The organism is Gemmatimonadota bacterium, assembly GCA_016713785.1.
In the GTDB taxonomy this organism is placed as follows: Bacteria; Gemmatimonadota; Gemmatimonadetes; order Gemmatimonadales; family GWC2-71-9; genus JADJOM01.
The window spans coordinates 942,708-959,922 of record JADJOM010000001.1 but is presented as its reverse complement, the minus strand read 5'-3'; the positions used below and the strand labels follow the sequence as shown (position 1 = coordinate 959,922).

Below are 17,215 nucleotides of genomic sequence, written 5' to 3'. Positions count from 1 at the left end.
TTCTCCGGGGGCGCCCACGGCGGCGCCGGTTCGGATGCTCTGACGCGGGTCGGGCCGAAAGGGTTGCCGGGGCGTCGGGGCGAGGTCGGGCCGCCCAGCCGCCGGGCCGCGGACCCCCTGCTCTAAGTTGTTGCCCGGGCGCGATTTGCGGCGGCTGCGGGCGATTGCATCCCGGCCCGGGTACGGGCTATATTTGTGCCTTCATCGGCGGCCCGCCGACCCGACCCACCCTGACAAGACGGACCCGCATGACCGGCCCCTCCCAGCACGAGCGTATCCTGCCGCGTCTCATTGAAGAGGAGATGCAGCAGTCGTTCATCAATTATTCGATGAGCGTCATCGTCTCGCGCGCGCTGCCCGACGTGCGCGACGGCCTCAAGCCCGTGCACCGGCGCATCCTCTACTCCATGAGCGAGCTGGGCCTGATCCCGGGCCGGCCGTACAAGAAGTCGGCGACGGTGGTGGGCGACGTGCTGGGCAAGTACCACCCGCACGGCGACAGCTCGGTGTACGACGCGCTGGTGCGCATGGTGCAGGACTTCTCGCTGCGCTACCCGCTGGTGGATGGGCAGGGGAACTTCGGCTCGGTGGACGGCGACCCGGCGGCGGCGTACCGGTACACCGAGGCGCGGCTGACCGACATCGCGGTCACCATGCTGGAGGACATCGACAAGAACACCGTCAACTTCCAGCCCAACTTCGACGACCGGCTGCAGGAGCCGTCGGTGCTGCCGTCGAAGGTGCCGAACCTGCTGATCAACGGCTCGAGCGGCATCGCGGTGGGCATGGCCACGAACATCCCGCCGCACAACCTGCGCGAGGTGGCCAAGGCGGCGCAGGCGCTGATCGACAATCCCGAGCTGACCATCGCGGACCTGGCCCGGCACATCAAGGGCCCCGACTTCCCCACCGGCGCCTTCATCTACGGGCGCCAGGGCATCAAGGAAGCCTACGAGACGGGCCGGGGCCGGATCCAGATGCGGGCCCGGGCCCGCATCGAGGAGAAGGAGTCGAGCGGCCGCAGCCAGATCGTCATCACCGAGATCCCCTACCAGGTGAACAAGGAGAACCTGGTCAAGAACATCGCGGAGCTGGTGATCGACAAGAAGCTGGAGGGGATCAGCGGGGTCAACGACGAGTCCGACAAGGACGGCATGCGGATCGTGGTGGACCTCAAGCGCGACGCGATCCCCAACGTGGTGCTCAACCAGCTGTACAAGCACACCGCGATGCAGTCCACCTTCGGCGTGATCATGCTGGCGCTCGACAACGGCGCCCCGAAGGTGATGGACCTCAAGACCATCCTCTCCCGCTTCATCGACCACCGCCACGAGGTGGTGGTCCGTCGCACCCAGTTCGACCTCGACGCCGCGCAGGCGCGGGAGCACATCCTCGAGGGTCTCAAGATCGCCGTCGACAACATCGACGAGGTGGTCGAGATCATCAAGCAGTCCAAGGACGTGCCCGACGCCGATGCCCGGCTGCGGAAGCGCTTCGGGCTGTCCGAGAAGCAGGCCGACGCCATCCTCAACATGCGGCTGGCCAAGCTCACCGGCCTCGAGATCGAGAAGCTGGAGGCCGAGCTCAAGGAGGTCCGGGCGCTCATCAAGGAGCTCAAGGGCATCCTGGCCAGCAAGCCCCGGCGGATGGAGATCCTCAAGGAGGAGATGGACGAGGTCGTCAAGAAGTTCGGCGATGACCGGCGCACGGAGATCGTGGCCGACCAGGGCGACTTCTCGGTGGAGGACCTGATCGCCGAGGAGGACATGGTCATCACCATCTCCCACACCGGCTACATCAAGCGCATCGCGGTGAGCACCTACCGCCGGCAGCGGCGCGGCGGGCGGGGGCTGCAGGGGGCCACCACCAAGGAAGAGGACTGGATCGAGCACCTCTTCATCGCGAGCACGCACGACTACCTGATGTTCTTCACCAACACCGGCCAGGTGTACTGGCTCAAGGTGCACGAGATCCCGCAGGGCGGGCGGGCCAGCCGGGGCAAGCCGGTGGTGAACTGCATCAGCATCAAGCCCGACGAGCACGTGGCGGCCACCGTGGCGGTGCGCGAGTTCAGCGCCGAGCAGCACCTGATCTTCGCCACCAAGAATGGCACGGTGAAGAAGACCAGCCTGGCGGAGTACGGCAACGTCCGCTCCACCGGCATCCGGGCCATCAACATCGAGGATGGCGACGAGCTGATCGACGTGCAGATCTGCGACGGCGCCAGCGACATCGTGCTGGCCACCGCCGACGGCATGAGCATCCGGTTCCACCACGGCGACGTGCGCGAGATGGGCCGGGTGGCCACCGGGGTCAAGGGCATCGAGCTCGAGGGCCAGGACGCCGTCATCGGCATGGTGGTCATCCGCCGCGACGCCACCATGCTCGTGGTCTCGGAGAAGGGCTTCGGCAAGCGCTCCGAGCTCTCCGACTACCGGGTGCAGAAGCGCGGCGGCAAGGGGATCATCACCCTCAAGAAGACCGACAAGACCGGCGCGCTGGTCAAGCTGCTCGAGGTGCAGCCGGAAGACGAGCTGATGCTCATCACCAAGCACGGGGTGATCATCCGGCAGCCGGTGGGCGGCCTGCGGGTGATCAGCCGCAACACCCAGGGCGTCAAGGTGATGAACCTCGACGGGGGCGACACGGTGGTGGACGTGGCCCGGGTGGTGAAGGAAGACGAGGAGGGCGCCGAGGAGGCCCCGGCGGCCGAGGCGGAGGAGTAGGCGCGCGGTTGTTGTCCACCACTCTTGGGGGTAGAATAGCGCCGTGACCGTTCCGCCGGCCGCCGTACCCACCGTCTCCCTCCAGGACATCCGGGAGGCTGCGCGCCTCCTCGACGGGGTGGCGCTCCGGACGCCGATGGTCGAGGTGGCCGGCCATCCCCTGTTCCTCAAGTGCGAGCACCTGCAGCCCATCGGGGCCTTCAAGGTGCGCGGCGCGCACACCGCCATCGCGCGGCTGGCGCCCGGGCGCCGTGCCGCCGGGGTGGTCACCTCCTCGAGCGGCAACCACGGCCAGGCGGTGGCCTGGGTGGCGCAGCGCTTCGGGGTGCGCAGCGTGGTGGTCATGCCGGAGTCGGCGCCGGCGGTGAAGGTGGCCGGGGTCCGGCGCCACGGCGGCGAGGTGGTCTTCGCCGGCCGCACCCGCTCCCCCGAACAGCAGGCCCGCGCCGACCAGTACGCCGCCGCCGACGGGCTCGCCATGATCCCGCCCTTCGACCACCCCGACGTGATCGCCGGGCAGGGCACCGCCGGGCTCGAGATCCTGGAGCAGGTCCCCGCCGTGGCCACGGTGCTGGTGCCGGTGGGCGGCGGCGGGCTGCTCTCCGGGATTACCACCGCCATCAAGGCGCTGGCCCCGGGGGTGGAGATCATCGGCGTGGAGCCGGCCGGCGCCCCCAAGCTCGGCGCCGCCCTCGCCGCCGGCCGCCCCGCCACGCTCACCGAGACCGCGAGCGTGGCCGACGGCCTGCTCACCCGGTCCATCGGGCAGCTCCCCTGGGCGCTGATCCAGGCCCACGTGCATCGCGCCATCGCGGTCACGGACGAGGAGATCGCCCGCGCGGTGCGCTACCTGTACGAGCGGCAGGGGCTCCGGGTGGAGCCCTCCGGGTCGGTGACCGTCGCGGCATGGCTCGCCGGCCGGGTGCCGGCCACGGGCCCGGTGGTAGCGGTGCTGAGCGGAGGCAACGTGGACCCGGACCTGTTCGCGCGCATGATCGCGGGATGACCCACCAGCCCCGGATTCTCGTCGCCGACGACGACCAGGCGCTCACCCGCACCCTCTCGTGGATCCTCAAGGAGCACGAGTACGACGTCGTGGTGGTGAACAGCGGCGAGTCGCTGCTCGACCGCCTGGCCGCCGAGCCGTACGACCTCCTGATGCTCGACATCATGATGCCGGGCTCCGACGGGCTGGTCCTGCTCGAGCGGGTGAAGGCCGACCCCCGCGTGCGCGACGTGCCGGTGCTGATGATCTCGTCCATGCCGCCCGAGGAGGCCACGGTCCGGGCGCTGGGCCTCGGCGCCGCCGACTTCATCTCCAAGCCGTTCCGGGTGCGCGAGCTGCTGGCCCGGGTCAAGGCGCACCTCCGGGTGGGCCGCGAGCTCAACCAGGCCCGCGCGGAGGCCCGCAGCCGCTCCGAGATGGTGGACATCCTCCAGGAGGTGACCGCCTCCCTCAAGCCGGAGGAGATCTACCACATCCTGGTGCGCCGGGTGGCCCGCGGGCTCAAGATCTCCAAGTGCTCGCTGGTCTTCGCCAACCCCGGCGAGGAGACGGCGGTGGTGGTGGCGTCGTACGAGAACCCGATGCTGCGCGACCTGCCCATCGAGCTCCGGCGCTACCCCGAGATCCGCCGCGCCCTCGACGCCCGGCAGACGGTGCTGGTCACCGACGTGGCCACCGACCCGCTCTACGCCGAGGCGCGGGAATCGTGGGAGACCGGCGGGGTGGCGGTGCCTACCCGCTCGGCCATCGCCATCCCGTTCGTGATGCGCGACCAGCGGGCCGGGGTGTTCTTCCTGCGGACCACCGCCGAGGACACCCCGCTCAACCAGTCGGACCTGACCTTTGCCGAGCAGGTCATCCGCGCGGCGGTGCAGGCCCTCGAGAAGGCGTACGACCTGGAGAGCGCGGTGCTCGGCCGCGAGCACATGAAGACCCTGGCCGAGACCGACCCGCTCACCGAGACGTTCAACCGGCGGGCGCTGGCCGACAAGCTGGTGCAGGAGATCGAGCGCGCCAACCGCTACGGCACCCAGCTGGCGTGCCTGATGGTCGACGTCGACAACTTCAAGCAGATCAACGACGCCCACGGCCACCTGGCGGGCGACGTGGTGCTGCGGCAGCTGGGCGGCATCCTCCGCCGGGAGCAGCGCGCCGTCGACATCGTGGCCCGCTTCGGCGGCGAGGAGTTCGTGGTGATCCTGCCCGAGACGGTCTCCGGCGGCGCCCGCATCTTCGCCGAGCGCGTCATCCGCAAGGTGGCCGGCCATCCCTTCGGGGAGGGCGGCCAGGCCATTCACGTGACGGTGAGCGTGGGGATCGCCTGCTACCCGGACGACCGGGTGCAGGACTCCGAGTCCCTGCTCAAGCTCGCCGACCAGAACCTCTACAAGGCCAAGCAGGACGGCCGCAACCGGTACCGCGATTGAGCAGCCGACGCTGTCCCCGCTGCAACCGGATGTACGCCGACCCCGCGCGCTTCTGTCCCCAGGACGGCAGCCCGCTGGTCGAGGTCGCCGGCGGCAAGCCCGCCTCCGAGACCAGCGCGGGCCTCCGCACCATGGTGCGCCAGGCCGCCAAGCGCGGTCCCGGCATGGACCGGGCAAGCACCCTCAGCAACACCCTGCTCGACGAGCGCTACGAAGTGGGCAAGCGGCTGGGCGAGGGCGGCATGTCCTACGTCTACCTCGCCAAGGACCTCTCCAACGCGGAGACCGTGGCGATCAAGGTGCTCACCCCCAAGCTCAAGGAAGACAAGAGCTCGGTGGAACGGCTCCGGCGCGAGGCGGGGCTCGCCATGCGCCTCGACCACCCCAACGTCTGCCGCATCTTCCGCCTCGGCGAGACCGAGGACGGGCTCATCTACCTGGTGATGCCCTACCTGGCCGGCGAGCTGCTCTCCGACCGCGAGGTGCGGCAGGGCGCGCTCCCCCTCGACCTCGGCGTGCCGCTCCTGGTGCAGATGACCCGCGGGCTGCAGCACGCCCACGACCTGCAGATCATCCACCGCGACCTCAAGCCCGAGAACGTCATGCTGGTCCCCGACGACCAGGGGCCGGGCGGGGTGCGCGCGGTGGTCATGGACTTCGGCCTGGCCAAGGAACGCCGCCAGGAACCCGAGGTGGCCAAGCTCACCGCGACGGGCATCGTGCTGGGGACGCCGGAATTCATGAGTCCCGAGCAGATCCGCGGCAAGCCGCTCGACGCCCGCAGCGACATCTACGCCCTCGCCATCGTGGCGTTCGAGATGTTCACCGGCCAGCTCCCCTTCCAGGGCCGCAACGCGCAGGAGATGATGATCGCCCGCCTGCGCGGCAAGCCCAAGATGCTGCGCGAGGTGAAGCCCGACCTCCCCGGCCGCCTGGAGCAGGTGCTCACCAAGGCGATGGCCCTCGATCCCGCCGACCGCTTCACCACCATGGGCCAGTTCGCGGAGGCCCTGGAGGGTGCGGAGGACAGCGGAGTGTTCGCCAAGCTCTTCCGAAAGTAGGTTCGGTCGCCGACCACGGAGCCACGGAGTGCTCCGTGCCTCCGTGGTCGGCCCCTCAAGGGAGCACCTCATGCGCCGCGGAGCCGTCCCCACCCTCCTCATTGCTGCCCTGGGCATCGCCCTCGGCGCGGCCGGAGCCGTTGCCCTCAACGCCGGCCGCCGTGCCGCCGAATCGCCGAGCCGCCAGGTCACCACCCACGGCGAATGGGTGAAGATCGCCAGCCCCTCGGGTGATTCGCTCCGCGCCTACGTGGCTTACCCCGAGCGCAAGGACAAGGCGCCGGCGGTGATCGTGATCCACGAGATCTTCGGCCTCACCGAGTGGGAGCCGACCGTGGCCGACCGGCTGGCCGGCGCCGGGTATGTGGCCATCGTCCCCGACCTGCTCTCGCCCCGCTTCGGCGTGACCCCCGCCTCCCCCGACAGCGGCCGCAAGCTCACCGCGCTGCTCGAGCCGGAGGCGGTCAACCGGGACCTCGACGCCGCCTACGCCTACCTCAACACCCTGCCGGCCGTCCGGAAGGACCAGATCGGCACCATCGGCTTCTGCTGGGGCGGCGCCCGGAGCTTCCGCTACGCCACCCACAACCCGGCGCTCAAGGCCGCGGTGATCTGCTACGGCAGCGCCCCCGACTCCTCCCTCATGCCGAACATCCGCGCCCGGCTGCTCGGTGTCTATGGCGAGGAAGACGCCCGCATCAACGCCGCCCTCCCCGACGTGGAGCGCCGGCTCGCCGCGGCCAAGGCCCGCTTCAGCTACACGATCTACCCTGGCACCGGCCACGGCTTCCTCAAGCCCGGCCGCAAGGGCAGCGACACCCCCGCGGTGGACTCGGCCTGGGCGGATGTGCTCGGGTTCTACACCGAAGCGTTGCGGTAGGGCGTCCATGATCCACCACATCGTCTGCTTCCGATTCAAGCCGGGCACGCCCGACGCCGCCATCGAGGCCGCGGGTGCGGCGCTGCGCGGGATGCAGGGGCAGATCCCCGAGGTGCGCGAGGTGCGCTGGGGACCGAACCTGGCACCGAGTGCCGGCGAATACCCCTGGGTGCTCATCGTGCTGCTCGACGACATGGACGCCGTGGAGCGCTACACCCTGCATCCGGTCCACCAGCAGGTCGTGGGTGAGTTCCTGGCCCCGGTGCGCGAGGCGCGGCTGGCGGTGGACGTGGAGGTCTAGGAGGTTGGGGAAAAAAGGGAAAGGGGAAGAGGGAAACGGGAAGGGGAACAGCCAACTACCGAACCGCCGAACCGCCGAACCGCCGAACCACCGAACCGCCGAACCACCGAACCGCCGAGCCGCCCAACCCCCTACATTCCCCCCATGCTGACGCTCCTCCTGGCCCTCCAGGCCCCGCTCGCGGCACGGGCCGACACGATCCCGTCCCGCCATGACGCGCTGCACCACGACATTACCATCGTCCTCGGCGACACCGGCCGGCACATCGTCGGGGTGATGACCACCACCTGGCGGCTGGCCTCCGCGGAGCCGGTGGAGGTGCAGCTCGACAGCGCCTTCCGGGTGGTCCGGGTGCTGACCGACGGTGAAGGTGAAAGCCGGATGGCGCGAATCACCTTCGCGCGCAACCCGGGCGGCGGGGTGTACATCCCGCACAAGAAGGGCGCCGGCGACACCCTTCACACCACCATCCGCTACCACGGCCCGGTGCGCGACGGGCTCATCATCACCGACGACTCCGCCCGCGGCCGCACCTGGTTCGCCGACAACTGGCCCGACCGCGCCCACCGCTGGCTGCCGCTCGAGGACCAGCCGGGCGACAAGGCGACGGTGGACTTCCACGTCGAGGCGCCCCCCGGCGTGCGGGTGATCGCCAACGGGGTGCCGGGCAAGGTCGACACGCTGCCCCGCGGTCGCGCCCTGTGGCACTTCCGGCAGCGCCAGGCGATCCCGCCCTACGGCATGGTGCTCGGCGCCGGGCCGCTCGTCACCACCACCCTCCCAGACGCCGCGTGTGAGACTCGGTGCGTGCCGCTGGCGGTGGTGACCTTCGCGGAGGATTCCGCGTGGGCCGTGACGGGGCCGTTCCGCCGGGCTGGCCACATGCTCGACTTCTTCTCCCGCTACGTCGGGCCCTTCCCGTACGACCGGCTGGCCCACGTGCAGTCCACGACGATCTTCGGCGGGGCCGAGAACCCGACGGCGATCTTCTACGACTGGAAGGCGTACCGGGACCACCGCCTGGGCGAGCAGACCGTGGCGCACGAGACCGCGCACCAGTGGTTCGGCGACGCGGTGACCGAGGACGACTGGCACCACCTCTGGCTCTCCGAGGGATTCGCCACCTACTTCGCCGCCCTGTGGCGCCGGGAGGCCGACGGCGACAGCGCCTTCCGGGCCGAGATGCAGCGCCAGGCCCGATCGGTGTTCGGCTCGCGCGCCACCGAGCGACCCATCCTCGACACCGCCGCCACCGACCTCATGGGGCTGCTCAACAGCAACAACTACCCCAAGGGCTCGTGGGTGCTGCACACCCTGCGGGGCCTCATCGGCGACGCCCCGTTCCAGGCCGGCATCCGCGAGTGGTACGCCACCTACCGCGACGGGTCGGCGCTCAGCAGTGACTTCGCCCGGGTCATGGCGAAGGCGGCCGGCCGGGACCTCGAGTGGTACTTCCATCAGGCGCTGCTGCAGCCCGGTTACCCGAAGCTCGACGTCCGCTGGCGGCACGCCGGACGCCGCCTGCTGGTGACCATCCGCCAGGTGCAGCCGGCGGGGTGGGGCACCTTCCGGATGCCCGGACTGGTGCTGCGGGTGGATGGGCGGGACGTGCCGGTGGAGGTGACCGGGCAGGAGACGGCGGTCACGATCGAGGACGTGCGCGCCGCGCCCAAGGGTGTCGAGGTGGATCCCGCCGGCTGGTGGCTGCTCGAGGCCACCGTGGCGGAGGGCCGCTGATGCGCCGCGCCACGCTCGCCGGGATGCTGCTCTGCCTGGTGGCCTGCCGGGGGACCCTCTCGCCGCTCTCCAACAAGCTCAAGGTGGGTGAGGAGGCGTACCTGGTCTTCAGCGCCCCGGGGGAGGACGGCGTGGGCGACCTCTTCGCCTCCGCGACCGTGGGGGGCGCGATCCACCAGGTCACGTTTTCCCGGGTGGATGAGCGGCTCCCGGCCCTCGCCCCCGATGGGGTGATGCTGGCCTTCACCCGCAGCCGCCTCCCCGGCGATACCGTGGGCGTGCACGTGGTGGTGATGAACCTGCTCAACGGGAAGGAACGCCGGATCGAGGGGGAGCTGGGCGGGCCGCCGGCCGCGCTCGCCTGGAGCGACGACGGCGCCACGCTCTACGCCCGCCCGCCGTCCGGCGTGCAGGCGGTGGCGGCGCCGCCGGCGGCGGGCACCTGGCAGGCGTCGCCGGTGGGCGATTCCGTGTTCGCGGTGCGGGTGGGGCAGCCGGTGTTCGGCGTGGTCACCGGCTGCGCGGACAGCGCGCCGGGCGGCGCACTCTGCATCCGCCTGCCAAGCGATTCCCTGGTGCCGCTCGCGCCTTCGGGCGTGGCACCGGCGCGGTGGCGCGGGGATTCGGTCGCCTATCGTGACGGGGACGACTGGGTGGTGCGGCCGCTCGCGGGTGGCAAGGCGCGGCTGCTCCGCTGGACCCGGACGATCACTCCGCCGGCGGCGCTGACGGTCTATCCGGGGCCGCAATAGCGTCCCACGCCGCATGGACGGTGAGGGCCAGGTTGCCGCTGTCCGGCGTCCAGTCGCCGGCGGCCACCCGGCTCACCCCGAGCTCGATCACCGCGAGCCACACCGCGGCCCACACCTCCGCCGGCCCCGACCTCACCAGCCCGTCCGACTTCCCCATGGCCATCAGCTGCACCAGCGCGTCGCCGAAGGCCCGGCGCAGCCCGCGGGTGGGCTCATCCAGGAACGGTTCGTGGTCCTCGGCGAAGAGCACGCGGATGGTGGGCGGGTGCTCGGTGGCACGGGCCACCAGCTCCCCCGCGAACGCCGCGAGCCGCTCGGGAGTCCGGGCCCCGCGCTCCCCCTCCGTGCCCTTGAGCGCCTCGATGGCCCAGGTGGCCGTCAGGCGGTGGCACTCCGTGAGCAGCGCGTCCTTGCTCTTGAAATGACGGTAGATCGTCCCCTCGGCGATCCCGGCGTGGGCCGCGAGGGCGGGGGTGGTGGTGCGGAGGAACCCGGTGGTGGTGAACAGCGTGAATCCCGCCTCGAGCAGGCGAGCCCTGGTGGCGGCCCCGGTGCGGGGTCCCGGCGTGCTGTTCATGGTTTCAATCTAAGTGCCCCGACCTGCACCCGCCGTTCATGGGAACTTTATGGGCTGGTGCTAGATTCCCGCCCCGTATGGAACACCATTCTCGGGGGTCGGACATGCAGATGCGGGACTACTGGGAGCTCGGCGTGCCCTTCGCCGAGTTCGTGCAGGCGGCGGCGCCGGAGCATCGCGGGCTGTGGGATGGGCTCTACCGCACCGCGCGGGCGCCGGCGTGGGCGGCGAAGCCGCTCGCCGCGCCGCGCAACCTCCTGGCCATCGCCGAGGACTGGTGCGCCGACACCTCGAGCGCGCTGCCGGTGCTGGCGCGCTGGGCCGAGGCGGCGCCTGGCCTGGTGCTCCGGGTGATCCGCCGCGACGCCCACCCCGAACTGATGAACCGCTACCTGACCCTGGGCACCCGCTCCATCCCGGTGATCATCGTGCTCGATGCCGACCTCCAGGAGCTGGGCCACTGGGGCCCGTACCCCGCGCCGCTCGAGGAGTGGGTACGGGGCCACAAGCCCCCGGCGATGCCCAAGGAGGAGTTCGTGAAGGGGAAGCGGAGCTGGTACGCCAAGGACCGCGGGGAGACGATGCTGCGGGAGCTGGGGCCACTGGTGGGGGTGTAGATGGCCGAGAAGCGGGAAGCGGAACCATGTCTTCCGCTTCCGGCCTCTCGTCTGTCAGAACGACCACCCGCTCCCGGCCGTGAACTGGAAGCCGTCGGGGCCGGTGGCGAAGTTGAAGGTCCAGATGGTGAAGCGCATCAGCCGGATGGCCAGCCCGCCGCCGCCACCCACCTGCATTCCCTTGGTGGTCAGCGCGAAGTCCCGCCCCTCGAACACCCGCCCCGCATCCACGAAGCCGATCAGCGTGAAGGCGCCGAGGTCGCCCAGGTTGAGGAGGTCGTGGCGGACCTCGGCGCTGCTCACCAGCACCCCGCGACCGATCAGCCGCTGGTAAGCCAGGCCGCGGTTGGAGTAGGCGCCGCCATACACCGCGGTGGCGCCCTCCCAGGTGGGCACGTCGAGCCGCGCGTTGAGCGGGGCGTCGGCGCTCACGTTGGAGCCCGCCACCCGCACCGCCACCACCGTCCCCTCCCGGAGCGGCAGGTACCCGCGCACGTCGCCGGTGACGCGGGTATAGCCGTCGCCGCCGGAGCCGGTGCCCACCGAGCCCTGGGCGTAGACGCCGCGGGCGGTGTTGAACTCGTTGTCGCGGGTGTCGACCACCAGGGTCAGGCGGCCGGTCACGTCGGTGTCGGTGAGGTCCCCGGTGCCGAACTGGGTGCGCCACAGCGAGGGCTTGCTGAGGTCGCTGAAGTTGCTGCGGTCCACCGCGCCGCTCAGGGAGAGGTACACCGGCCCCGCGACGTGGCGCGACACATCCACGCCGCCGAAGTAGCGGGAGCGGCTGGCGCGGTACCAGTGGGGCTGCTGGTCGGTGACCAGCGATTCGTCGAACGCGGCGCCGTTGCCGAGGCCGTACCAGCCCAGCCGCGACTCGCGGGTGGCGCCGGCGGTGACCGCCAGGCGCCAGTCCTTCTTGAGCAGCGGGGCGTGGAGCCGGCCCACCAGCATCCGGGCGCCGGTGAAGCCGAGCCCGGCGTCCACCGTGAGCAGGCCGGCGTAGGGGGTGCGGGCGAAGTAGTCGCCCGGGCGCCGCTCCTCGAAGTGCAGGGCGATCAGGGGGAAGTTGTTGCCGAGCGAGGGGAAGAAGGGATAGAAGCTGTCCTTCCACGGTCCCGACGGGCCTTTCCACTCGCTGCTCCCCTGCGCCGCGAGCGGGGCGCCGGCGGCGATCGTGAGCAGTGCCGCGCCACCAACCAACCGCCGCAGGGCCGAACCGACCTGGGATCGCATCACGTCGCCTTGTCAAAGAGAAACGCCGTATCCAGCTCCACGGCCTCGGTGCCGGTGAAGGTGGCGTACTTGCTGGGATAGATCGAGGCCGCGCCCGACACGCCCCGCTTGTTGAGCGCGTAGAAGTTGAGCTGGAACTTCGGCCGGCCGTTGGGATGCAGCCAGCGCGCCGGCGCCAGCGCGATGACCCGCTTCAGGGTCTCGAGGGCGGCGTCGGTGGGCTTCTTCCCCTGGCGCATGTGCTCCACGGTGAGGAACCCGCCGCAGGCCATGATGTTCGCCTCGCCCAGGCCAGTGGAGCCGGCGGCGCCGATCTCGTTGTCGGTGTACTGGCCGGCACCCACGATGGGGGAGTCGCCGGCGCGGCCCGGGATCTTCCACGCCAGCCCGCTGGTGGTGGTCACCGAGGAGATGTCGCCCTGGGCGCTGACCAGGTTCAGGTTGCAGGTGCCGGTGACCCGCGCCATCGCCGGCTCGCTGAGCGGCACGTCCACCCAGTCGTCTTCCGCCCCGCGGTTGGCCCGCCAGCGCAGCCACAGCTCCCGGGATTCCTGGGTCAGGAGCTCTTCCTCCTTGAAGCCGTAGCTCAGCGCAAAGCGCTTGGCGCCCTCACCCACCAGCAGGATGTGGTCGGTGTACTTGAGCACCAGCCGCGCCACCTCGCTCGGCGTCTTGATGCCTTCCAGCGCCGCCACCGCACCGGCCCGCCGGCTCGGGCCGTGCATGCAGGAGGCGTCGAGCTGGACCACGCCCTCTTCGTTGGGGAGACCGCCGTAGCCGACCGAATTGTCGCTCGGGTCGAGCTCGGTGATCTTGACCCCCTCGACGATGGCGTCGAGGGTATCCGCCCCCCCCGACACCAGGCCGGTGGCGAGCGCGATGCCGCGCTTGGCATTGCTCGAGCCGACGGCCATGAGCTTGGTGGGACCGCGGAGGTGCAGGGCCGGGGCGCCGGGGAATGCCGTGGCGGCCGGGGTGAGGAGGCTGCCGCCGGCCAAGGCGGCGCTGGCGGTGCCGAGGAAATCGCGCCGGGAGAAGGCGTCAGACAACGGGGCCGAAGACCTTGTCTAAGGGAAGGGGAAGGTTAAACGGGGGCGGGAGAGGCGGTAAAGGCGGTAGGGGCGGCCCCCGTTCCCGCTTCCCTCTTCCCTCATCCCTCTTCCCGCTTCCCGCTTCCCTCTTCCCCGTTCCCCTGCTACTTCGCCGCCGGCTCCTGCCACAACACATGGCGGATCATCCAGCGGCCCTCGTACCGCCCCAGCAGGAAGTAGTCGGTGCCCCACCAGGCCCGGACCTTGGCGGCGGCGGTCTGGTCCTGGACGTCGAGAATCGTCACGTCCTTGGGGGCGTTGGGGGGCGTCTTGATCTTGCCCGCGCGGACGTTGCGCGCAAAGCCGAAGAACTGCTCCCAGGTGAACGGGCCGCCCTTGTAGGTGCCGTCCTTGTCGTGCCAGAAGCCGAACTTGTCCACCTCGGGGCGGACGCTCCGGAGGAAGCGGGTGGAATCGCCCTCGTAGAAGCCCTCGACGTAATCGAGGACGGCGAGGCGAACCCCGGCGGTATCAGGCGCGGCCTGGGCGCTGGCGCGGGTGCTGAGGGCCAGCAGGCTGAGTCCGGCGGCGAGCAGGGCGGGGCGGAGGTGCATGGATGGCCTCGAGGGGGACGGTGGAGGGGCTGCGGCCGCTGGCCGGCCCGGGATCGGTACGGGCTGTGACGTGGCGGAGTTTCCGTCACCCCGGCCCGTGCTCCGGCGCCGCCGCTTCCCGTTTCCCGTTTCCCGCTTCCCCCCAATTACTCACCGACCCCGACTCGCACCGCCACCTCCACATCCCTCCGCGCCTCCACCCGGGCTACGCTGGTGGCCTGGGCCGCCAGGGAGTCGGGCGGCCCGCTGACCTGCAGCGTGTAGGTGCCCGGGGGGACGACCAGGAAGAAGTTGTCAGTGGGGCAGCGGCTGTCGCTCGTCTCCACCGGGTGGCCGGTGCTGTCCGTGGCCAGCACGCGGATCCGGGCTGCGGGATGGCTCGTGCAGATGGAGGCGCCATCGGGGCCCAGGATCGGTCCGCTGATAAGGACGCGGGCGGCGGGATCGGCGGCCGCTCCAGGGCCGACCCGACAGGCCGGGAGGAGGATCCCGGGGAGCAGCAGGGCGTGGACGAAAACGCGACGGCGCCGCGATCGGGGCATGGTCACTCCGGAGGGGAGGGGAGGGGGACGATCCGGAGGCAATATCTAGGAGGGGTGCGTCAGGCAGGCGTCAGGCAGGTGTCAGGCGGTGGCCGGGGAGGGGCGCCCGCCCTGTCGCGAACCCCGTCGCCTATCTTCCGCTCCGTCCCCTGTCCGGCTCCTCCCGGGCAGTCGCCGCTGGAGGCGACGCCGGGGCAGGGAAACCTCACCCGATCTTCCCACCACCTGGAGCGGGCCAAGATGCGAGTGCCGTGGTGCCGGTTCCCCGCGTGCCTGACCTGGCTGCTGCTGCACTCCGTCGCGGCCACTGGTCCCTGCAGCCTGGCGGCACAGGTTCCCGCGACGACCGATACCTCCGATCGCGGGGACCGGGTCGAGGACAGCGTGCCGGTCCTCATCGCGCACCTCTCCCCCGCGGAGGTGCCGCCCCCCCCCCCCCCCCCCCCCCGCCCCCCCCCCCCCCCCCCCCCCGGCGCCCCCCCCCCCCCCCCCCCCCCCCCCCCCCCCCCCGCCCCCCCCCCCCCCCCGCCCCCCCCACCCCCCCCCCCCCCCCCCCCCCCCCCCCCCCCCCCCCCCCCCCCCCGCCCCCCCCCCCGCGCGCCGTAGGGGGCCGTGCATGCGCGGCCCGCCGGCCACGCCGCCGCTAGCGCGCGCCGCCCGTGTTATCCAGGTGCCACGAGGTATGCACCCACCGCCCGCCGTTCCGCACGAACACCTCGGTGGCGCGGCCCGCCTGCTGGAACCGGGTGGTGTCCTGGCCCAGCTCCAGCGCGTAGTGCGAGAACATCACCACCACGTTGTCCATCCGGTGCACGGTGGTGGAGTCGAACCGGATGGACAGCAGCCGCCCGCCGCCGGCCGCGAACCCGGCCGATCCGGCGAGGGTCTGCTCCAGTCCCTGCCAGTGCGGCCCATCGGGGCTGATGGCCACCAGCTCGGGGCCGAGCACCCGGCGGAGCGCGGCGGTATCGCCGGCAAACCAGTGGATCCAGACGTCGTGGCGGAGTGCCTCGAGCGCGCGGAGCTCGGCGGCGGGGAGGGTGGTGGCCACCCGCGGCGCCGCCTGGGCGGCGAGCGGGGTGGCGCTGGCGGTGGTGGCGAGGGCGAGCAGGAATGCCGGGACCTTCATCGAAGTCCTCCGTTGAGGGAGCGGAGAAGCTAGGGGCGGCCACGCAGCAGCGCTTGCACTTTCCGTCGCCGTTCGGGGAGGGGCAGGGAGCGCCACTGCGACGCCCGCGTGCCGAAGGCGCGCTGGAAGGTGCGGCAGAAGTGGCTCAGGTTCTCGAACCCCGAGCGCCAGCAGCTGTCGCTCACCGGGGCACCCTGGTCGAGCCGCGCGGCGGCGTCCGCCAGCCGCCAGCGCACCACGTACTGGTGCGGCGAGAGGCCCAGGTAGCGCCGGAAGGCGTGGGTGAGTCCGGGGCCGGTGCACCCCACCGCGCGGGCCCGGTCGGCGATGCTCCGGCGCGCGGCGGGCTCGGCCTCGATGGCGTGGCAGGCGGCGGTGACGGCGTCCAGGTCGGCGCGGCGTGGGGCGTAGGGCCCGCGCCCACGACCACCGGCCGCATCGGCGGCGAGGGCGGCGAGGCCGGCCAGCGCCCAGCGCTCGAGCTCGAAGGCGTCCTGCGCCCTGGCGGCGCCCGCCAGGCGGCGCTGCACGTAGGCCAGGCGCGGGGTGGGCACCCGGCGCGCGGCCCAGCCCGCGCGGGTCCAGGCGTCTTCCGACCCCGTCACCGCCTCCGGCGCAAAGCCCACCGCCAGGCAGACGTCGTCGGGGCAGGGGCCGTCGTGGGCACAGCGGAAGGCGAGGCCCGGCCGGGTCAGGAAGATGCTCCCCGCCACCAGCCGTTCGCGTGCCCCATGGACTTCCACCCCGAACGCCCCCGCGCGCACGAACGCGATGCCCCAGCCCTCGGCCACCTCGCGCTCGGGATCCTGGTGCGGCTGTCCCGGCGGATGGTCGAAGTGGCGGACGGCGCAGTCGTCGGTCTGGTGCAGCGCGGCGATGCGGTTCAGTGGCGGATTCCGGTCGGGGGTGGGCGGGCGCAACTCTGGAAAAGGTAGGGCGCGGCGCGGACGGTGCCAACGCCCGCACCGGACGGCGGGGCCTCGCGGCGGGTTTCCCGGGACGCCTGACGCGGGCTTGTCCGCGCCCGCCCGGGAGGTACCTTGGCGGGGCCATGCCACCCGCCGCCCAAGCCACGCCGACTCGCGTCCAGCTGAGCCTCTACGTGCCGCCCGCGGCGGCGACGATCCTCGAGGCGGTGCGGCGGCGGGTGGACCCGGTGCAGGCGCGGCTCATCCCGGCGCACGTGACGCTCTGCCGCGAGGTGGAGCTGGCGGGGCTCGATGCCGCGGCGCTGGCCGCGCGATGCGCCGCGCCGGGGATCGCGCCGCTCACGCTGTCGTTCGGCCACCCGGAGACGTTCCACGGGCACGGGATCCTGCTCCCGTGCATCGCGGGGGAGCCGGCGTACCACGCGCTCCGGCAGCGGCTGCTCGGCGGCGGCGCGATCCGGCACGCCGAGCCGCACCTCACGCTGGCGCATCCCCGGAATCCCAAGATGCCGGCTGACACCCTCGCCATCGCGCAGACGCTGCCCGAGGGACTTTGTCTCACCTTCGACGTGGCGCGGCTGATCGAGCAGGAGCCGGGAGGGCCGTGGCGGGTGCTGGCGACGTTCCCGCTCGGTGCGCCGCCGACTTCCTGA

Annotated in this window: 17 protein-coding genes; 10 read left to right on the top strand and 7 right to left on the bottom strand. The window is 71.8% G+C overall.

What is annotated here, in order from left to right; all coding sequences use genetic code 11:
- Positions 1-248 precede the first annotated feature (248 nt).
- The 8 genes from gyrA (at position 249) to IPJ95_04275 (ending at position 9,890) form a co-directional block, all read left to right on the top strand.
- On the top strand, positions 249-2,726 hold the full coding sequence (gyrA, locus tag IPJ95_04310; protein ID MBK7922842.1) for a DNA gyrase subunit A: 2,478 nt from the start codon (positions 249-251) through the stop codon (positions 2,724-2,726).
- Between the two features lie 136 nt (positions 2,727-2,862).
- A complete protein-coding gene (locus IPJ95_04305) occupies positions 2,863-3,732 on the top strand; it encodes a pyridoxal-phosphate dependent enzyme (GenBank protein ID MBK7922841.1) in 870 nt (289 codons plus the stop codon).
- Complete coding sequence (locus IPJ95_04300; GenBank protein ID MBK7922840.1) at positions 3,729-5,159, top strand: diguanylate cyclase; 1,431 nt, start codon at positions 3,729-3,731, stop codon at positions 5,157-5,159. The genes IPJ95_04305 and IPJ95_04300 overlap by 4 nt, the downstream gene beginning before the upstream one ends.
- Positions 5,156-6,220, top strand: coding sequence for a serine/threonine protein kinase (locus IPJ95_04295; protein ID MBK7922839.1), 1,065 nt, complete (start codon positions 5,156-5,158; stop codon positions 6,218-6,220). Before IPJ95_04300 ends, IPJ95_04295 begins: the two co-directional genes overlap by 4 nt.
- A 70-nt stretch (positions 6,221-6,290) precedes the next feature.
- The gene (locus IPJ95_04290) at positions 6,291-7,100 is read left to right on the top strand and encodes a dienelactone hydrolase family protein (GenBank protein ID MBK7922838.1); all 810 of its coding nucleotides are present in this window, start codon (positions 6,291-6,293) and stop codon (positions 7,098-7,100) included.
- Positions 7,101-7,107: 7 nt separating this feature from the next.
- Positions 7,108-7,401 (top strand): Dabb family protein, encoded by a 294-nt coding sequence (locus IPJ95_04285; protein MBK7922837.1) that lies wholly within the window; start codon positions 7,108-7,110, stop codon positions 7,399-7,401.
- Positions 7,402-7,545: 144 nt separating this feature from the next.
- Entirely contained in the window at positions 7,546-9,138 is a 1,593-nt protein-coding gene (locus tag IPJ95_04280; GenBank protein ID MBK7922836.1) for a M1 family metallopeptidase, read from the top strand.
- The gene (locus tag IPJ95_04275) at positions 9,138-9,890 is read left to right on the top strand and encodes a hypothetical protein (protein MBK7922835.1); all 753 of its coding nucleotides are present in this window, start codon (positions 9,138-9,140) and stop codon (positions 9,888-9,890) included. The genes IPJ95_04280 and IPJ95_04275 overlap by 1 nt, the downstream gene beginning before the upstream one ends.
- On the opposite strand, the gene IPJ95_04270 is transcribed toward IPJ95_04275, so the two are convergent.
- The gene (locus IPJ95_04270) at positions 9,847-10,467 is read right to left on the bottom strand and encodes a TetR/AcrR family transcriptional regulator (protein ID MBK7922834.1); all 621 of its coding nucleotides are present in this window, start codon (positions 10,465-10,467) and stop codon (positions 9,847-9,849) included. The genes IPJ95_04275 and IPJ95_04270 overlap by 44 nt on opposite strands.
- Positions 10,468-10,577: 110 nt before the next feature.
- Here IPJ95_04270 and IPJ95_04265 point away from each other — a divergent pair, with 110 nt between their 5' ends.
- A complete protein-coding gene (locus IPJ95_04265) occupies positions 10,578-11,084 on the top strand; it encodes a thioredoxin family protein (GenBank protein ID MBK7922833.1) in 507 nt (168 codons plus the stop codon).
- Positions 11,085-11,138: 54 nt separating this feature from the next.
- Here IPJ95_04265 and IPJ95_04260 read toward each other — a convergent pair whose 3' ends face one another.
- From IPJ95_04260 to IPJ95_04235, 6 genes are all read right to left on the bottom strand, one after another.
- Positions 11,139-12,317: a BamA/TamA family outer membrane protein gene (locus IPJ95_04260; GenBank protein ID MBK7922832.1), complete on the bottom strand. Its 1,179-nt coding sequence runs from the start codon at positions 12,315-12,317 to the stop codon at positions 11,139-11,141.
- Entirely contained in the window at positions 12,317-13,366 is a 1,050-nt protein-coding gene (locus IPJ95_04255; protein MBK7922831.1) for a N(4)-(beta-N-acetylglucosaminyl)-L-asparaginase, read from the bottom strand. Before IPJ95_04255 ends, IPJ95_04260 begins: the two co-directional genes overlap by 1 nt.
- Before the next feature lie 146 nt (positions 13,367-13,512).
- Positions 13,513-13,962, bottom strand: coding sequence for a nuclear transport factor 2 family protein (locus IPJ95_04250; protein MBK7922830.1), 450 nt, complete (start codon positions 13,960-13,962; stop codon positions 13,513-13,515).
- Positions 13,963-14,108: 146 nt separating this feature from the next.
- The gene (locus IPJ95_04245; GenBank protein MBK7922829.1) at positions 14,109-14,504 is read right to left on the bottom strand and encodes a hypothetical protein; all 396 of its coding nucleotides are present in this window, start codon (positions 14,502-14,504) and stop codon (positions 14,109-14,111) included.
- Between the two features lie 643 nt (positions 14,505-15,147).
- Positions 15,148-15,633: a nuclear transport factor 2 family protein gene (locus IPJ95_04240; GenBank protein ID MBK7922828.1), complete on the bottom strand. Its 486-nt coding sequence runs from the start codon at positions 15,631-15,633 to the stop codon at positions 15,148-15,150.
- A 29-nt stretch (positions 15,634-15,662) separates the two neighbouring features.
- Positions 15,663-16,553: a helix-turn-helix transcriptional regulator gene (locus tag IPJ95_04235; protein ID MBK7922827.1), complete on the bottom strand. Its 891-nt coding sequence runs from the start codon at positions 16,551-16,553 to the stop codon at positions 15,663-15,665.
- Positions 16,554-16,684: 131 nt separating this feature from the next.
- Between IPJ95_04235 and IPJ95_04230 the strand changes: the two genes are divergently transcribed.
- Entirely contained in the window at positions 16,685-17,215 is a 531-nt protein-coding gene (locus tag IPJ95_04230; GenBank protein ID MBK7922826.1) for a 2'-5' RNA ligase family protein, read from the top strand.

Excerpts from the sequence above, each read along its gene's own strand:
- IPJ95_04250 (MBK7922830.1), bottom strand. The coding sequence starts at position 13,962 with ATGCACCTCCGCCCCGCCCTGCTCGCCGCCGGACTCAGCCTGCTGGCC.
- IPJ95_04260 (MBK7922832.1), bottom strand. The coding sequence starts at position 12,317 with ATGCGATCCCAGGTCGGTTCGGCCCTGCGGCGGTTGGTTGGTGGCGCG.
- IPJ95_04270 (MBK7922834.1), bottom strand. The coding sequence starts at position 10,467 with ATGAACAGCACGCCGGGACCCCGCACCGGGGCCGCCACCAGGGCTCGC.
- IPJ95_04285 (MBK7922837.1), top strand. The coding sequence starts at position 7,108 with ATGATCCACCACATCGTCTGCTTCCGATTCAAGCCGGGCACGCCCGAC.
- gyrA (MBK7922842.1), top strand. The coding sequence starts at position 249 with ATGACCGGCCCCTCCCAGCACGAGCGTATCCTGCCGCGTCTCATTGAA.
- IPJ95_04290 (MBK7922838.1), top strand. The coding sequence starts at position 6,291 with ATGCGCCGCGGAGCCGTCCCCACCCTCCTCATTGCTGCCCTGGGCATC.
- IPJ95_04305 (MBK7922841.1), top strand. The coding sequence starts at position 2,863 with ATGGTCGAGGTGGCCGGCCATCCCCTGTTCCTCAAGTGCGAGCACCTG.
- IPJ95_04240 (MBK7922828.1), bottom strand. The coding sequence starts at position 15,633 with ATGAAGGTCCCGGCATTCCTGCTCGCCCTCGCCACCACCGCCAGCGCC.
- IPJ95_04245 (MBK7922829.1), bottom strand. The coding sequence starts at position 14,504 with ATGCCCCGATCGCGGCGCCGTCGCGTTTTCGTCCACGCCCTGCTGCTC.
- IPJ95_04300 (MBK7922840.1), top strand. The coding sequence starts at position 3,729 with ATGACCCACCAGCCCCGGATTCTCGTCGCCGACGACGACCAGGCGCTC.
- IPJ95_04280 (MBK7922836.1), top strand. The coding sequence starts at position 7,546 with ATGCTGACGCTCCTCCTGGCCCTCCAGGCCCCGCTCGCGGCACGGGCC.
- IPJ95_04230 (MBK7922826.1), top strand. The coding sequence starts at position 16,685 with ATGCCACCCGCCGCCCAAGCCACGCCGACTCGCGTCCAGCTGAGCCTC.
- IPJ95_04265 (MBK7922833.1), top strand. The coding sequence starts at position 10,578 with ATGCGGGACTACTGGGAGCTCGGCGTGCCCTTCGCCGAGTTCGTGCAG.
- IPJ95_04275 (MBK7922835.1), top strand. The coding sequence starts at position 9,138 with ATGCGCCGCGCCACGCTCGCCGGGATGCTGCTCTGCCTGGTGGCCTGC.